The following is a 13,386-nucleotide window of genomic DNA, read 5'->3' on the forward strand; positions in this document are numbered from 1 at the left end:
ATCAGGAATTAGTTCGCCTGAACCTTTGCGCGGGCTTGCTCTTCGGCAACGCGCTGGGCAAACATCTGCGAGAAATCAATCGGATCGATCATCAGCGGCGGGAAGCCGCCGTTGCGGGTGACGTCGGCAATGATCTGACGTGCGAACGGGAAGAGCATGCGCGGGCACTCGATGAAGAGAACCGGCAGCATGTGTTCCTGCGGGAAGCCGGCGATCCGGAAAACGCCGCCGTAGACCAGCTCCGTGTGGAATACCGTCTTGTCGCCTTCCTTGGCTTCGGCGTTCAAGGAAAGAACGACGTCGAAGTCCGTGTCGGAAAGCGGATTGGCGTTGACGTTGACATTAATGTTGATGGCAGGTGCCTTGTCGCGGGCCTGCAGCGAACGCGGTGCACCAGGATTCTCGAAGGAAAGGTCCTTGGTGTACTGTGCTAGAATGGTAAGGCTCGGGCTCGTTGCGCCGTTATTGCTGTTTTCGCTGTCCATTGGCTTTTCCTCGAGGGCATTGGATTTCGCCGCATCTATCATTTCGACGATGTCGTTACAACCCTAGGCCAGCCAGCGCTAATCTAGCAAGGGCCTCATTCGCCTAGGCTTTTGCCGGACCATGGCGACTTGCCGTTCGGGTCGCGCTGATAATCGTCTGCATCCAGATCGACGACGGTTGCGTTGTTGTCTCGATAAGGCGAGTGCGCCGAAGTGCGGGATGGCCCGGATGCACCCACCACCACGAAACGACGGCTCACATAATTCCACGCGAGATCCCGCACCGCGGGGATGAAGATGAGCAGCGCGACGATATCGCTGATGAAGCCTGGAATGATCAGGAGCAGGGCAGCGATCACGAACATTGCCGGCCGCAGCAGCTCGCGGCCGGGCACAGCGCCGGCGCGTCCTTCCATCGACATCCGCTGCAGGATGCCGATACCCTGCCGGCGCAACAGCATCATGCCGGCCACGAAACTCAGCATGACAAGTCCGAGCGTCGCCCAAAGGCCGATCGCCTTGCCGACAATCACGAAGCCCGCGATCTCGGCCAAAGGCATGAGCAGCAGAAAACCAGGCAGCATTGTAAGGCGCATTATTTCTCTCCGGTTCTCACCGGTCTCCATTGAAATCGGCCCAACGTACCGGACCCATTTGAATCATCTGTATATGCAGACTATATGGGTATACAAATTCTAGATGTTAACAGATTGCGGCGGGATATGGGTTCAAACGACTTCATCACTTTGTTTTTTCTCGTGGCGGCGGTGCTGATATTTTTGCAGCTGCGCAACGTCCTTGGTCGACGCACGGGAAATGAGAAGCCGCCACGCGATCTCTACACGCCGCGCGATGCCGCCGGTCCCGAGACGCCGGATGCCGGAAAGGTCGTCACCCTGCCGCGCCGCGATGCGGCAAGCGAGGAAGAAGACCGCTTCGCGGCAATCGACGCCTTCGCACCGGCCGGCACGCCGCTCAATGAATCGCTGCGGGAGATGAACAAGGCCGATCCTTCCTTCAACCCGAAGGAATTCGTCAACGGCGCCCGCATGGCTTATGAAATGATCGTGATGGCCTTTGCCGACGGCGATCGCAAGACGCTCAAGAATTTGCTGTCCAAGGAAGTCTACGAAGGCTTCGATGCGGCGATCGCCGATCGCGAAAGCAAGGGCGAGAAGGTCAAGTCCACCTTCGTCGGCATCGACAAGGCCGAGATCAAGAATGTCGAGGTCAGTGGCAGCGAAGCGCAGATCACCTTGCGTATCATCAGCCAGATGATTTCCGCCACCTACGACAAGGCCGACGTCCTTGTTGACGGTGATGCGGAAACCGTGGCCGAGATCAACGACCTCTGGACATTCGCACGCGATACCCGCTCGCGCGATCCGAACTGGAAACTCGTGGCCACCGAATCGGAACATGAGTGATGATGAACGAGGCTTTGCCCTCGAGGCGATAGGCTTTGACGATCTGGAAGGCTGGCGGGATGATGATCCCTCCAGCCTTTTCGAGGCTATGAAAGCCTGTCTGCGGCATATCGAGCAAACCAAACCCTACCGCGCCGGATCGTTGGGCCTGACCAGCGCCGATCTCCTCGACCTGTTGCAGGCCGCGCGCGATGTACGACCAACATCGGCGAGCGAGGCGCGCGCCTTCTTCGAAGCACACTGTCGGCCCTTCAGGATCAGCCGGATCGACGGCCAACCCGGTTTCGTCACCGCCTTTTACGAGCCCGAGATAACCGTCTCAGATATTCCCGACGATGAGTACCGCTTCCCATTCTACCGTCGCCCCGATGACCTGATCGACCTCGACGATCACAACCGTCCCGCCGCGATGGATCCGAGCTATATGTTCGGCCGCCTGCATGAGGGATCGATCAAGCCCTATCTCGACCGCGCCGCCATCGACAAAGGGGCGCTGGAAGGGCAGGGGCTGGAGATTTGCTGGGCAAAATCCAAGGTCGACGTCTTCTTCGTGCATGTCCAGGGTGCCGCACGCCTGCGCTATCCCGATGGACGCACGGGGCGGATCACCTATGCGGCGAAGGCCGGCCATCCGTTTTCGGCGATCGGCAAACTGCTGATCGATTTTGGCGAGATCGACCGGGCGAACATCTCGATGCAATCGATCCGGCATTGGCTGGCGGTCAACCCCGACCGTGTCGATGACATTCTTGCGCACAACCGGTCCTACATTTTCTTCCGCGAGGTCGAGATCGACAACGCGCATGCCGGCCCGATCGCGGCTGCCAAGGTGCCGCTCATCGCGGGACGGTCGCTTGCCGTCGATCGCCTGATTCATACCTTCGGCTTTCCGTTCTACATCCACTCGCAAAGCCTGCTGCACCTGCAGAATGGAAAGCCCTTCCAGCGTCTGATGCTGGCGCTCGACACCGGCTCGGCCATCGTTGGCCCGGCGCGAGGCGATATCTTCACCGGCTCCGGCGACGCTGCCGGCGAGCTTGCCGGCACCGTGCGCGATGACGCCGATTTCGCGATCCTGATCCCGAACAAAGCCGCCGTGAGGTTTGCGTGATGGCGAAGGATCGCATGCTCAGCGCCGATGAACGCATCCTTTGGGGCAAGGTCGCGCGCAGCACGTGCCCCATGCCCGGCAACGCCGGGGCAATGAACGAGCTCGATGCTTTCCTGGTGGAGGCCGAAAAAGAAGCGGACGCCGCCAACCTGAAAACCGCTACCGCACCAAAATCGGTCGCAGGCGCTAGCGAGCAGCCGGAACCTTCAGCGGCACCGAAGCCTGCGGGTGGCATCCACCACCCACTGGAGCGCCCGGTGAAGCGCAAGATCGCCAAGGGCCGCCTCGCGCTCGAGGCGCGCATCGATCTCCATGGCCTCGTTCAAAGCGAAGCCCACATCATGCTGCTCGAATTCCTGATGCGGGCCCACGATCGCGGCATGCGCCATGTCCTCGTCATCACCGGCAAGGGCAGTTCGCTCGGCAGCGACGGTGCGTTGAAGCGTGCCGTGCCGATGTGGTTCTCCAAGCCCGAATTTCGCTATCTCATCTCGTCTTACGAGGCGGCGGCGCAGCATCATGGCGGCGAGGGCGCGCTCTACATCCGCTTGTCTCGTCGCGTGGGCGATCGGCTATGACGCCATTCGGGGAAGCGATCCGCAAGCTGAGAGAGCGCAAGGGCGTGTCGCAGAAGCAGATGGCCGAGGCCTTGAACGTCTCTCCCGCCTATCTCTCGGCACTCGAGCATGGAAAGCGCGGCGTCCCGACGTTCGATCTTCTTCAGCGCATCGCCGGCTACTTCAACATCATCTGGGATGAGGCCGACGATCTCTTCCTGATCGCGCGCTTTTCCGATCCGCGAATTGTCATCGATACGTCAGGTTTGGCGGCCGAATACACCACCTTCGCCAACCGTTTGGCGGGGTCTATTCGCCATCTGGATGAGGCGACCCTGGCAAAACTGTCGGAGGTTCTCGAAAATGCTGAAAACGCCGACGGAAAACGGTCATAATCCCCTGTTTTATGCGCTCTTGGCGACCGCTGGCATTGGGAACTTCATGCAAAAACCCTATATTCAACGTGATTAAGGCCGGTGATTCGCCCGCGTGTCACCACGGCATCGACAACAGGGAATTCTCGACAATATGACCGATACACCCGCGACGGAAAACGGCGTTAGCACCGAGTATGGCGCAGACTCGATCAAGGTCCTGAAAGGTCTTGACGCCGTGCGCAAGCGCCCCGGCATGTATATCGGTGATACCGATGACGGCTCCGGCCTGCATCACATGGTCTACGAAGTCGTCGACAACGCCATCGACGAGGCGCTCGCCGGTCATGCTGACATCGTCACCGTCACGCTCAATGCCGATGGTTCGGTCACCGTCACCGATAACGGCCGCGGCATTCCGACGGACATTCACAGCGGCGAAGGCATTTCGGCTGCCGAAGTCATCATGACCCAGTTGCACGCCGGTGGTAAGTTCGACCAGAATTCCTACAAGGTCTCCGGTGGCCTGCACGGCGTCGGCGTTTCCGTCGTCAACGCGCTGTCGGTTTGGCTGAAGCTGAAGATCCGCCGCCAAGGCAAGATCCACGAGATGAGCTTCACGCACGGCGTGTCGGATGCCCCGCTCAAGGAAACCGGCGATTCCGGTGGCCTGACCGGCACCGAAGTCAGCTTCATGCCGAGCTCCGAAACCTTCACGATGATCGAGTTCGATTTCAACACGCTCGAACACCGCCTGCGCGAACTTGCCTTCCTCAATTCCGGTGTCCGCATTCTCCTGACCGACAAGCGTCATTCCGACGTGCGCCAGGAAGAGCTGCTCTATGATGGCGGCCTCGAAGCCTTCGTCTCCTACCTCGATCGCGCCAAGAAGCCGCTGGTCGAACGCCCGGTCGCCATTCGCGGTGACAAGGATGGGATCACCGTCGAAGTCGCGATGTGGTGGAACGATAGCTACCACGAGAACGTGCTCTGCTTCACCAACAACATCCCGCAGCGCGATGGCGGCACCCATATGGCCGGCTTCCGCGCCGCGCTGACCCGCCAGATTACCTCTTATGCCGACACCTCGGGTATCACCAAGAAGGAGAAGGTTTCTCTGACGGGTGACGACTGCCGCGAAGGCCTGACGGCTGTTCTCTCGGTCAAGGTGCCGGACCCGAAGTTCTCGTCGCAGACCAAGGACAAGCTCGTTTCATCAGAAGTTCGCCCGGTCGTTGAAAATCTCGTCAGCGAAGCGCTCAGCACCTGGCTGGAAGAACATCCGGCCGACGCCAAGATCCTCGTCGGCAAGGTGGTCGAAGCCGCCGCCGCCCGCGAAGCCGCTCGCAAGGCGCGCGAACTGACGCGCCGCAAGGGTGCGCTCGATATCGCCTCGCTTCCCGGCAAGCTCGCCGATTGCTCCGAGCGCGATCCGTCCAAATCCGAAGTCTTCCTCGTCGAGGGTGACTCGGCAGGCGGTTCGGCCAAGCAGGGTCGCTCGCGCGAAAACCAGGCCATCCTGCCGCTGCGCGGTAAGATTCTGAACGTCGAGCGCGCGCGCTTCGACAAGATGCTGTCGAGCCAGGAAATCGGCACGCTGATCACCGCGCTCGGCGCCGGTATCGGCAAGGACGAATTCAACGCCGACAAGCTGCGCTATCATAAGATCATCATCATGACGGACGCTGACGTCGACGGCGCCCACATCAGAACGCTGCTCTTGACCTTCTTCTTCCGCCAGATGCCGGAATTGATCGAGCGCGGCCATATCTACATCGCCCAGCCGCCGCTCTATAAGGTGTCGCGCGGCAAGTCGATCCAGTATCTGAAGGACGAAAAGGCGCTCGAGGAATACCTCATCGCCCAGGGTCTGGATGATGCAGCGCTGACGCTCGGCAGCGGCGAAGTCCGCGTCGGTCAGGATCTGCGCGAAGTCATCGTCGATGCGCTTCGCCTGCGCGCGCTGCTTGATAACCTACATTCGCGCTACAATCGCGCGGTCGTCGAACAGGCAGCCATCGCCGGCGCGCTCAACGCCGAAGCGATCAGCGATGGCGCCCGTGCCCAGGAACTGGTGGCCGAAGTCGCACGTCGCCTCGACGTCATCGCCGAGGAAACCGAGCGTGGCTGGGAAGGCGGCCTGACGAGCGAAGGCGGCCTGCGTCTCGAGCGCATGGTTCGTGGCGTCAAGGAGGTCGTGGTTCTCGACATGGCGTTGATCGGCTCGCAGGATGCCCGCCTGATCGACCAGATGTCGTCTCGCCTGAAGGAAATCTACCAGACGCCGCCGAAGCTGACGCGTCGCGACGGTAACCTGGAACTGTCGGGTGCACGCGAACTGCTGGAAGCCGTTTTCGCAAGCGGCCGCAAGGGCTTGACCATGCAGCGCTACAAGGGCCTTGGCGAAATGAACGCCGAGCAGCTTTGGGAAACCACGCTCGATCCGAACGTTCGCTCTCTGCTGCAGGTGCGCGTCAGCGACGCCACGGATGCGGATGGCCTCTTCGCCCGCCTCATGGGTGATGAGGTCGAGCCGCGCCGCGAATTCATCCAGGAAAACGCGCTCAACGTCGCCAATCTCGACATCTGATCGAGATGTATTTATCGAAAAACGGCCCTGCGGCTCACCAGCCGCGGGGCCGTTTTTTGTTGCGCCATTATCCGGCTACGAATTTACCTTTGAAGGCGACTTCGGCGAGCGGCTTGCGCTGGCTGGGGAATTCACGCTCCTGGTTGCGCTCCGAAAGCACGCTCTTGTCGGCAAGGCGCCCGAACGCAATTCCTGCTTCCACGCGGTAGCCGTCCGGAATGGCGAATGTGTCGCGGATTTCGTCATGCTTGATGCCGCCCATACCGTGTGCATAAAAGCCGGAGAGCTTGGCCTGCAGCGCCAGATAGCCCCAGGCGGTGCCGGCATCGAAGGAGTGCGTATAGCTCTTGCGCCCCTCGGAAAAGTCGCCGCTGAACCCCTTCGACACGACGAAGATCAGTGCAGACGCATTCTTCGCCCATTCCTGATTGGAATCGACCAGAAGCGATACGAATTTGTCCCAGTCGTCGGAGCCCTTCAGCGTGTAGATGAAGCGCCACGGCTGCTGGTTGGCGGAGGAGGGCGCCCAATGCGCGGCGTCCAGCACGGTTAGCAGGTTGGCCTCATCAATGATCTCGCCGGTAAAGGCGCGGGGCGACCAGCGGTCGAGAAAGATCGGCTCGATCGGGTATTGGGATTCGCGGCTGTTGCTCTTTGTCATGATCTTTCCGATGGTTGGTGGCGCCGTGCCGGGGTCTCCTCGGCAAACGCAGTCTTGTCACTCTTATGCGTCCGTCAAGATATGTGGGCACCACGCGCCGGAAAGACAGTGGCCCATTGCCCGGATTTTTGCCGGACTTTTAAACGAGCGTACCGCTCGCACGAAAAGCCGTAATGACACCCGTGAATAATTCGTTCATAGGTGATGGAAACATGGCTCACGCTGAGGAGGATATTCGATGAAGCTCATGCGCGTTGGAGAGATCGGCCAGGAAAAGCCGGCAATGCTGGATGCCGACGGCAAGATCAGGGATCTGTCCGGCCATGTATCCGATATCGCGGGCGCCGCGATTTCGCCGGAAGGTCTGGCCAAGCTTGCGGCGCTCGATCCCAAAACCCTCCCCGAGCTTCAGCCCGGTCGCATCGGCGCCTGCGTTGCCGGCACCGGCAAGTTCATCTGCATCGGCCTCAACTTCTCCGACCACGCCGCCGAAACCGGCGCCGCGGTGCCGCCCGAGCCCGTCATCTTCATGAAGGCCACCTCGGCCATCGTCGGCCCGAATGACAATGTTCTCATCCCGCGCGGCTCCGAAAAGACCGATTGGGAAGTCGAGCTTGGCGTCGTCATCGGCAAGACCGCGAAATATGTCAGCGAAGCCGACGCTCTCGACTACGTCGCGGGCTACTGTGTCTCGCACGACGTCTCCGAGCGCGCCTTCCAGACGGAGCGCGCCGGACAATGGACGAAGGGCAAGTCCTGCGACACCTTCGGCCCGATCGGCCCATGGCTGGTGACCAAGGACGAGATCCCCGATCCGCAGAACCTCGGCATGTGGCTCAAGGTCAATGGCGAAACCATGCAGAACGGCTCGTCGAAGACCATGGTCTATGGCGTCGCCTTCGTCGTTTCCTATCTCAGCCAATTCATGTCGCTGCATCCGGGCGACGTGATCTCGACTGGCACCCCTCCTGGCGTCGGCATGGGCATGAAGCCGCCGCGTTTCCTGCGGGCCGGCGATGTTGTCGAACTCGGCATCGAAGGTCTCGGCACGCAGAAGCAGACGTTTCAGGCCGATCTCTAGGCGTTTGGCGAGTGTTAAGCATTTGAGCGCAGCATCATGCCGGGGAGAGGATCCCCGGCATTTCTTTATTGCGGTGCGGATCGCTCATGTTGCTGTGCAACAAAAACCTGTTACTGTGCGTTGAGATGCCAGCACATCGTTGGAAAGAGTCCGATGCCTTTCAGCAGGCGTCATCTTCCAGATGAAAGAAAGGTGATGCATCTCATGTTTTACCAGCTTTATGAAATGAATCATGCCGCAATGGCGCCTTACCGCGCCGTGGCCGATATCATGCGGCTTGCCTATGCCAACCCGCTCAATCCGCTGTCCCAAACCCCCTGGGGCCGGACGATGGCCGCCGCGCTCGAGATGTTCGAGCGCACGACGCGCCGCTACGGCAAGCCGTCCTTCGATCTGCCCGAGACCGTCGTCGGCGACAAGAAGGTTGCGGTTCGAGAAGAGGTCGTCTGGGCGCGGCCCTTCTGCAATCTGCTGCATTTCTCGCGCAATCTGCCGGCCGCTCACGCTCCTGACCCCCGCATCCTGATCGTCGCCCCGATGTCCGGGCACTATGCGACGCTGCTGCGCGGCACGGTCGAGGCACTGCTGCCGAGCGCGGATATCTACATCACCGATTGGATCGACGCCCGCATGGTGCCGATGACCGACGGGACCTTCGATTTCAACGACTATGTCGACTACGTCATCGAGATGCTGCACTTCCTCGGACCGGACACGCACGTGATCGCGGTCTGTCAGCCTTCCGTGCCGGTGCTCGCTGCCGCAGCCGTCATGGAAGAGGCCAACGATCCGCTGGCGCCGGCGTCGATGACGCTGATGGGCGGCCCGATCGACACCCGCATCAACCCGACCGCCGTCAACCAGCTGGCCAAGGACAAGCCGCTGGAATGGTTCGCCGAAAACGTGATCATGAACGTTCCCTGGCCGCAGCCGGGCTTCATGCGGCCGGTCTATCCTGGCTTCCTGCAGCTCTCCGGCTTCATGTCGATGAACCTCGACCGGCATCTTGTCGCCCATAAAGAGTTCTTCATGCACTTGGTGAAGAACGATGGCGAGCCCGCCGAGAAGCATCGCGACTTCTACGACGAATATCTCGCCGTCATGGATCTGACCGCCGAGTTCTATCTGCAGACCGTCGATCAGGTCTTCATCAAGCACGCGCTTCCGAAGGGCGAACTTGAGCATCGCGGCAAGCTGGTCGACCCCACGGCGATCCGCAACGTGGCCCTTCTGACCGTCGAGGGCGAGAACGACGACATCTCCGGCGTCGGACAGACGAAAGCCGCGCAGACCATTTGTACCAACATCCCCGACCACATGCGCATGCACTACCTGCAGCCGGATGTCGGCCACTACGGCGTCTTCAACGGCTCGCGTTTCCGCCGCGAGATCGCGCCACGCATTATCAACTTCGTCCGCGAGCATGGCCGCGCCGGAAAACCGGCGGTCAAGCGCGTGATCAAGGGCGGCAAATCAACCTGATTTAGCATCATCTGAATTAGCGTTGCGCTTTCAAGGCCTTGTCCGATTTGAGCGGAAATCGTCTTGAAGCGGTGTCAAACGGTAACCACATCGATTTCCAGCGTTCGGCATTTCGCCGGGCGCGAAAATGCGAGGATACCGCACGATGAACCAGTCAGCATTGCTTCGCCCGGATTGGACTCCGGCTACCATTGCCCTGATGATCCTCGGCTTCGTGGTTTTCTGGCCTCTGGGTCTCGCCATGCTCGCCTACATCATCTTCGGGGAGCGTCTGCGCGGCTTCAAGCGCGACGCCAATAGTGCCGCCGATGGATTCTTCGCCGGCTGCCGACGTTCGCATGGCCGCTATCGCCCGCACTTCACCACGGGCAATGTCGCCTTCGACGATTGGCGCAAGGCCGAGCTCGACAGGCTCGAGGAAGAACGCCGCAAGCTCGATGAAATGCGCGAGGACTTCGAAACCTATGTGCGCGAGCTCCGCCGCGCCAAGGACCAGGACGAGTTCGACCGCTACATGCGCGATCGCAAGAACACCAGGCGAGACGACAACGGTCCGGTCGCCGAATATCAGGCGCCGTAACCGCGATCGGCATCAAAACATCAGCCGGCACCATCAGGTGCCGGTTTTTCTTTGACCGGAATTGCGACGAATCATATAGAAAATGCCGATGTTCCCGCTCTTGTCCAAGCCACGACGCAGTGTCCGCAAACCGGCTCCGCCGGAGACGCGCACGCTCGACGTTGCCGGACGGCTGATGCCGCTGACGATCAAGCAGCACGAGCGCGCAACCCGCATCACGCTGCGCATCGAGCCCGGCGGCCGCGCCCTGAAGATGACGATCCCGAGCGGTCTGGCGCGACGCGATGTCGATGCCTTCCTCGACCGGCACCAGGGCTGGCTCATGACCAAGCTCGCGAAATTCTCGACCGACACAGGCCTTCACGATGGCGGCACGATCCTGTTTCGCGGCGTGTCCCATCGCATCCAGCACACGGGCAGCCTGCGCGGACTGACCGAGGCGACCGTCATCGATGGCAAGCCGGTGCTGCGGGTGAGCGGCATGCCGGAGCATCTCGGCCGTCGCATCGCGACATTCCTCAAGAAGGAAGCGCGGGCCGATCTGGAGCGGCTCGCAAAGTTCCATGCGCATTCGATCCGGGCGCCGATCAAGTCGATCTCGATGAAGGATACGCGCAGCCGCTGGGGCTCCTGCTCGGCCGAGGGAAACCTCAGCTTCTCCTGGCGGATCATCATGGCGCCGCCCTCCGTCGTCGATTATCTCGCCGCCCACGAAGTCGCCCATCTCAAGGAGATGAACCACGGTCCCCACTTCTGGGCGCTGTGCAAGAAGCTCTGCCCTGGCATGGAAGATGCGAAATCCTGGCTAAAGCGGCACGGCAGCCTGCTGCACGCGATCGACTTCGACTGATAAGCCCCCGCCAACAAACCACGGTTCAAAATATCGCAGCACTCGGAATTGGCTCGACTCACGGCCTTTTTCGTGTCACTTCGCTGCCATGAAACCGGATATCAAAATCTGCGGCCTGAAAACGGCCGAAGCGATCGATCGCGCGGTGACGCGCGGCGCGACCCATATCGGCTTCATCTTCTTCGAAAAGAGCCCGCGCTATATCGAGCCCGATGATGCCGCCGAGTTGGCTGACCGGGTGCGCGGCCGCGCCAAGATCGTTGCCGTGGTGGTCAATCCGACCAATGATGATCTCGACGAGATCGTCGCCACGTTGAGGCCGGATATTCTTCAGCTTCACGGTGACGAGAGCCCCGAGCGCGTTTTGACCATAAAGGCCGTGTACGCTTTGCCCGTTATGAAGGCGTTTTCGATCCGCACCGCCGATGATCTGAAGCGCGTCGAGGCCTATATTGGTATCGCTGATCGTTTCCTCTTCGATGCGAAGCCGCCGAAGGGATCGGAATTGCCCGGCGGCAATGGCGTGTCCTTTGACTGGACGCTGCTCAGCTGGCTTGACGGCACCGTGGATTACATGCTTTCCGGTGGCCTGAACAAGGACAACATCGCCGAAGCGCTTGCCATCACCAAGGCGCCGGGGCTCGATGCGTCCTCAGGCCTGGAAAGCGCGCCCGGCGTGAAAAGCGTCGCACTGATTGATGAGTTTTTCGATGCGGTCGAGCAGGCTTGCCGGCCTGAAATGGCCTCAGGGAGTTGATAGTGAACGAGACCCCAAAACCCAATTCATTCCGCTCCGGTCCCGATGAGGATGGCCGCTTCGGCATTTACGGCGGCCGCTTTGTCGCCGAAACGCTGATGCCGCTGATCCTGGAGCTGCAGGACGAGTGGGACAAGGCCAAGACCGATCCGGAATTCCAGGCGGAGTTGAAGCATCTCGGCACGCATTATATCGGCCGCCCGAGCCCGCTCTATTTCGCCGAGCGCCTGACCGCCGAACTCGGTGGCGCCAAGATCTATTTCAAGCGTGAAGAGCTGAACCACACCGGCTCGCACAAGATCAACAACTGCATCGGCCAGATCCTGCTTGCCAAGCGCATGGGCAAGACCCGCATCATCGCGGAAACCGGTGCCGGCCAGCACGGCGTTGCCTCGGCAACCGTCGCCGCGCGCTTCGGTCTCCCCTGCGTCGTCTACATGGGCGCGACCGATGTCGAGCGTCAGGCGCCGAACGTGTTCCGCATGAAGCTCCTGGGCGCCGAAGTGAAGCCGGTCACCGCTGGCCACGGCACGCTCAAGGATGCTATGAACGAGGCGCTGCGCGACTGGGTCACCAATGTCGACGACACCTATTACCTGATCGGAACGGCCGCCGGCCCGCATCCCTATCCCGAGATGGTCCGCGATTTTCAGGCCGTGATCGGCGCGGAAGCCAAGGAGCAGATGCTCGAAGCCGAAGGCCGCCTGCCTGATCTCGTCGTTGCGGCCGTCGGTGGCGGCTCGAATGCGATCGGCATTTTCCATTCCTTCCTCGATGACGCCAGCGTCAAGATCGTCGGCGTCGAAGCCGGCGGCAAGGGCCTTCAGGGCGACGAGCATTGCGCCTCGATCACCGCGGGCTCGCCGGGCGTTCTTCACGGCAACCGCACCTATCTGCTGCAAGATCGCGACGGCCAGATCAAGGAAGGCCACTCGATTTCGGCCGGTCTCGATTATCCCGGTATCGGCCCTGAGCACTCCTATCTGAACGATATCGGCCGCGTCGAATACGTGCCGATCATGGACCACGAAGCGCTCGAAGCCTTCCAGACGCTGACGCGCCTTGAAGGTATCATCCCGGCGCTCGAGCCCTCGCATGCGCTGGCCGAAGTCATCAAGCGCGCGCCGAAGATGGGTAAGGACGAGATCATCCTGATGAACCTGTCCGGTCGTGGCGACAAGGACATCTTCACCGTCGGCAAGATTCTGGGAATGGGTGCATAAGTCATGACCACACGTATGGACAAACGCTTTGCCGCTCTGAAGGCAGAAGGCCGCCCGGCGCTGGTCACCTATTTCATGGGCGGTGATCCCGATTACGACACGTCGCTCGGCATCATGAAGGCGCTGCCCGAAGCGGGCTCCGATATCATCGAGCTCGGCATGCCCTTTTCCGATCCGATGGCCGATGGCCCGGCGATCCAGATGGCCC

General features: G+C 60.8%; 15 protein-coding genes. 12 read left to right on the plus strand and 3 right to left on the minus strand.

Annotation, left to right across the window (positions count from 1 at the left end; genetic code table 11):
• Positions 1 to 8 precede the first annotated feature (8 nt).
• The gene (secB, locus tag B3605_RS10750) at positions 9 to 485 is read right to left on the minus strand and encodes a protein-export chaperone SecB (protein WP_018901123.1); all 477 of its coding nucleotides are present in this window, start codon (positions 483 to 485) and stop codon (positions 9 to 11) included.
• 95 nt (positions 486 to 580) lie between these two features.
• Positions 581 to 1,081, minus strand: coding sequence for an FxsA family protein (locus B3605_RS10755; RefSeq protein WP_112973941.1), 501 nt, complete (start codon positions 1,079 to 1,081; stop codon positions 581 to 583).
• Between the two features lie 126 nt (positions 1,082 to 1,207).
• On the opposite strand from B3605_RS10755, the gene B3605_RS10760 reads away from it, so the two are divergent.
• The 5 genes from B3605_RS10760 (at position 1,208) to gyrB (ending at position 6,544) form a co-directional block, all read left to right on the plus strand.
• On the plus strand, positions 1,208 to 1,912 hold the full coding sequence (locus tag B3605_RS10760) for a Tim44/TimA family putative adaptor protein (RefSeq protein WP_112942613.1): 705 nt from the start codon (positions 1,208 to 1,210) through the stop codon (positions 1,910 to 1,912).
• The gene (locus B3605_RS10765) at positions 1,905 to 3,023 is read left to right on the plus strand and encodes a murein transglycosylase A (protein WP_112942612.1); all 1,119 of its coding nucleotides are present in this window, start codon (positions 1,905 to 1,907) and stop codon (positions 3,021 to 3,023) included. Before B3605_RS10760 ends, B3605_RS10765 begins: the two co-directional genes overlap by 8 nt.
• Complete coding sequence (locus B3605_RS10770) at positions 3,023 to 3,601, plus strand: Smr/MutS family protein (protein ID WP_112942611.1); 579 nt, start codon at positions 3,023 to 3,025, stop codon at positions 3,599 to 3,601. The genes B3605_RS10765 and B3605_RS10770 overlap by 1 nt, the downstream gene beginning before the upstream one ends.
• Positions 3,598 to 3,975, plus strand: coding sequence for a helix-turn-helix domain-containing protein (locus B3605_RS10775; protein ID WP_018901128.1), 378 nt, complete (start codon positions 3,598 to 3,600; stop codon positions 3,973 to 3,975). The genes B3605_RS10770 and B3605_RS10775 overlap by 4 nt, the downstream gene beginning before the upstream one ends.
• A gap of 133 nt (positions 3,976 to 4,108) precedes the next feature.
• A complete protein-coding gene (gyrB, locus tag B3605_RS10780) occupies positions 4,109 to 6,544 on the plus strand; it encodes a DNA topoisomerase (ATP-hydrolyzing) subunit B (RefSeq protein WP_018901129.1) in 2,436 nt (811 codons plus the stop codon).
• A 67-nt stretch (positions 6,545 to 6,611) separates the two neighbouring features.
• Here the strand turns inward: gyrB and B3605_RS10785 are convergent, their stop codons facing one another.
• Positions 6,612 to 7,205 carry a nitroreductase family protein gene (locus tag B3605_RS10785; protein WP_112942610.1) on the minus strand — a complete coding sequence of 198 codons (594 nt, stop codon included), beginning with the start codon at positions 7,203 to 7,205 and terminating at the stop codon, positions 6,612 to 6,614.
• Between the two features lie 238 nt (positions 7,206 to 7,443).
• On the opposite strand from B3605_RS10785, the gene B3605_RS10790 reads away from it, so the two are divergent.
• From B3605_RS10790 to B3605_RS10820, 7 genes are all read left to right on the plus strand, one after another.
• A complete protein-coding gene (locus B3605_RS10790) occupies positions 7,444 to 8,286 on the plus strand; it encodes a fumarylacetoacetate hydrolase family protein (protein ID WP_112942609.1) in 843 nt (280 codons plus the stop codon).
• 204 nt (positions 8,287 to 8,490) lie between these two features.
• Positions 8,491 to 9,768 (plus strand): polyhydroxyalkanoate depolymerase, encoded by a 1,278-nt coding sequence (locus tag B3605_RS10795; protein ID WP_112942654.1) that lies wholly within the window; start codon positions 8,491 to 8,493, stop codon positions 9,766 to 9,768.
• Between the two features lie 145 nt (positions 9,769 to 9,913).
• On the plus strand, positions 9,914 to 10,348 hold the full coding sequence (locus tag B3605_RS10800) for a DUF2852 domain-containing protein (protein ID WP_112942608.1): 435 nt from the start codon (positions 9,914 to 9,916) through the stop codon (positions 10,346 to 10,348).
• Positions 10,349 to 10,436: 88 nt separating this feature from the next.
• On the plus strand, positions 10,437 to 11,198 hold the full coding sequence (locus B3605_RS10805; protein WP_112942653.1) for a M48 family metallopeptidase: 762 nt from the start codon (positions 10,437 to 10,439) through the stop codon (positions 11,196 to 11,198).
• An 88-nt stretch (positions 11,199 to 11,286) separates the two neighbouring features.
• A complete protein-coding gene (locus B3605_RS10810; RefSeq protein ID WP_112942607.1) occupies positions 11,287 to 11,955 on the plus strand; it encodes a phosphoribosylanthranilate isomerase in 669 nt (222 codons plus the stop codon).
• Positions 11,956 to 11,957: 2 nt separating this feature from the next.
• Positions 11,958 to 13,178, plus strand: coding sequence for a tryptophan synthase subunit beta (trpB, locus tag B3605_RS10815; protein ID WP_112942606.1), 1,221 nt, complete (start codon positions 11,958 to 11,960; stop codon positions 13,176 to 13,178).
• 3 nt (positions 13,179 to 13,181) lie between these two features.
• Positions 13,182 to 13,386 (plus strand): tryptophan synthase subunit alpha (locus tag B3605_RS10820; protein ID WP_296433799.1); only part of this gene is annotated, 205 nt, incomplete at its 3' end.

This window comes from Rhizobium sp. UBA1881, assembly GCF_002338015.1.
GTDB lineage: Bacteria > Pseudomonadota > Alphaproteobacteria > Rhizobiales > Rhizobiaceae > Rhizobium.

Coding starts and splice junctions, on each gene's coding strand:
- secB (WP_018901123.1), bottom strand. CDS start 485: ATGGACAGCGAAAACAGCAATAACGGCGCAACGAGCCCGAGCCTTACC.
- B3605_RS10755 (WP_112973941.1), bottom strand. CDS start 1,081: ATGCGCCTTACAATGCTGCCTGGTTTTCTGCTGCTCATGCCTTTGGCC.
- B3605_RS10760 (WP_112942613.1), top strand. CDS start 1,208: ATGGGTTCAAACGACTTCATCACTTTGTTTTTTCTCGTGGCGGCGGTG.
- B3605_RS10765 (WP_112942612.1), top strand. CDS start 1,905: ATGAGTGATGATGAACGAGGCTTTGCCCTCGAGGCGATAGGCTTTGAC.
- B3605_RS10770 (WP_112942611.1), top strand. CDS start 3,023: ATGGCGAAGGATCGCATGCTCAGCGCCGATGAACGCATCCTTTGGGGC.
- B3605_RS10775 (WP_018901128.1), top strand. CDS start 3,598: ATGACGCCATTCGGGGAAGCGATCCGCAAGCTGAGAGAGCGCAAGGGC.
- gyrB (WP_018901129.1), top strand. CDS start 4,109: ATGACCGATACACCCGCGACGGAAAACGGCGTTAGCACCGAGTATGGC.
- B3605_RS10785 (WP_112942610.1), bottom strand. CDS start 7,205: ATGACAAAGAGCAACAGCCGCGAATCCCAATACCCGATCGAGCCGATC.
- B3605_RS10790 (WP_112942609.1), top strand. CDS start 7,444: ATGAAGCTCATGCGCGTTGGAGAGATCGGCCAGGAAAAGCCGGCAATG.
- B3605_RS10795 (WP_112942654.1), top strand. CDS start 8,491: ATGTTTTACCAGCTTTATGAAATGAATCATGCCGCAATGGCGCCTTAC.
- B3605_RS10800 (WP_112942608.1), top strand. CDS start 9,914: ATGAACCAGTCAGCATTGCTTCGCCCGGATTGGACTCCGGCTACCATT.
- B3605_RS10805 (WP_112942653.1), top strand. CDS start 10,437: ATGTTCCCGCTCTTGTCCAAGCCACGACGCAGTGTCCGCAAACCGGCT.
- B3605_RS10810 (WP_112942607.1), top strand. CDS start 11,287: ATGAAACCGGATATCAAAATCTGCGGCCTGAAAACGGCCGAAGCGATC.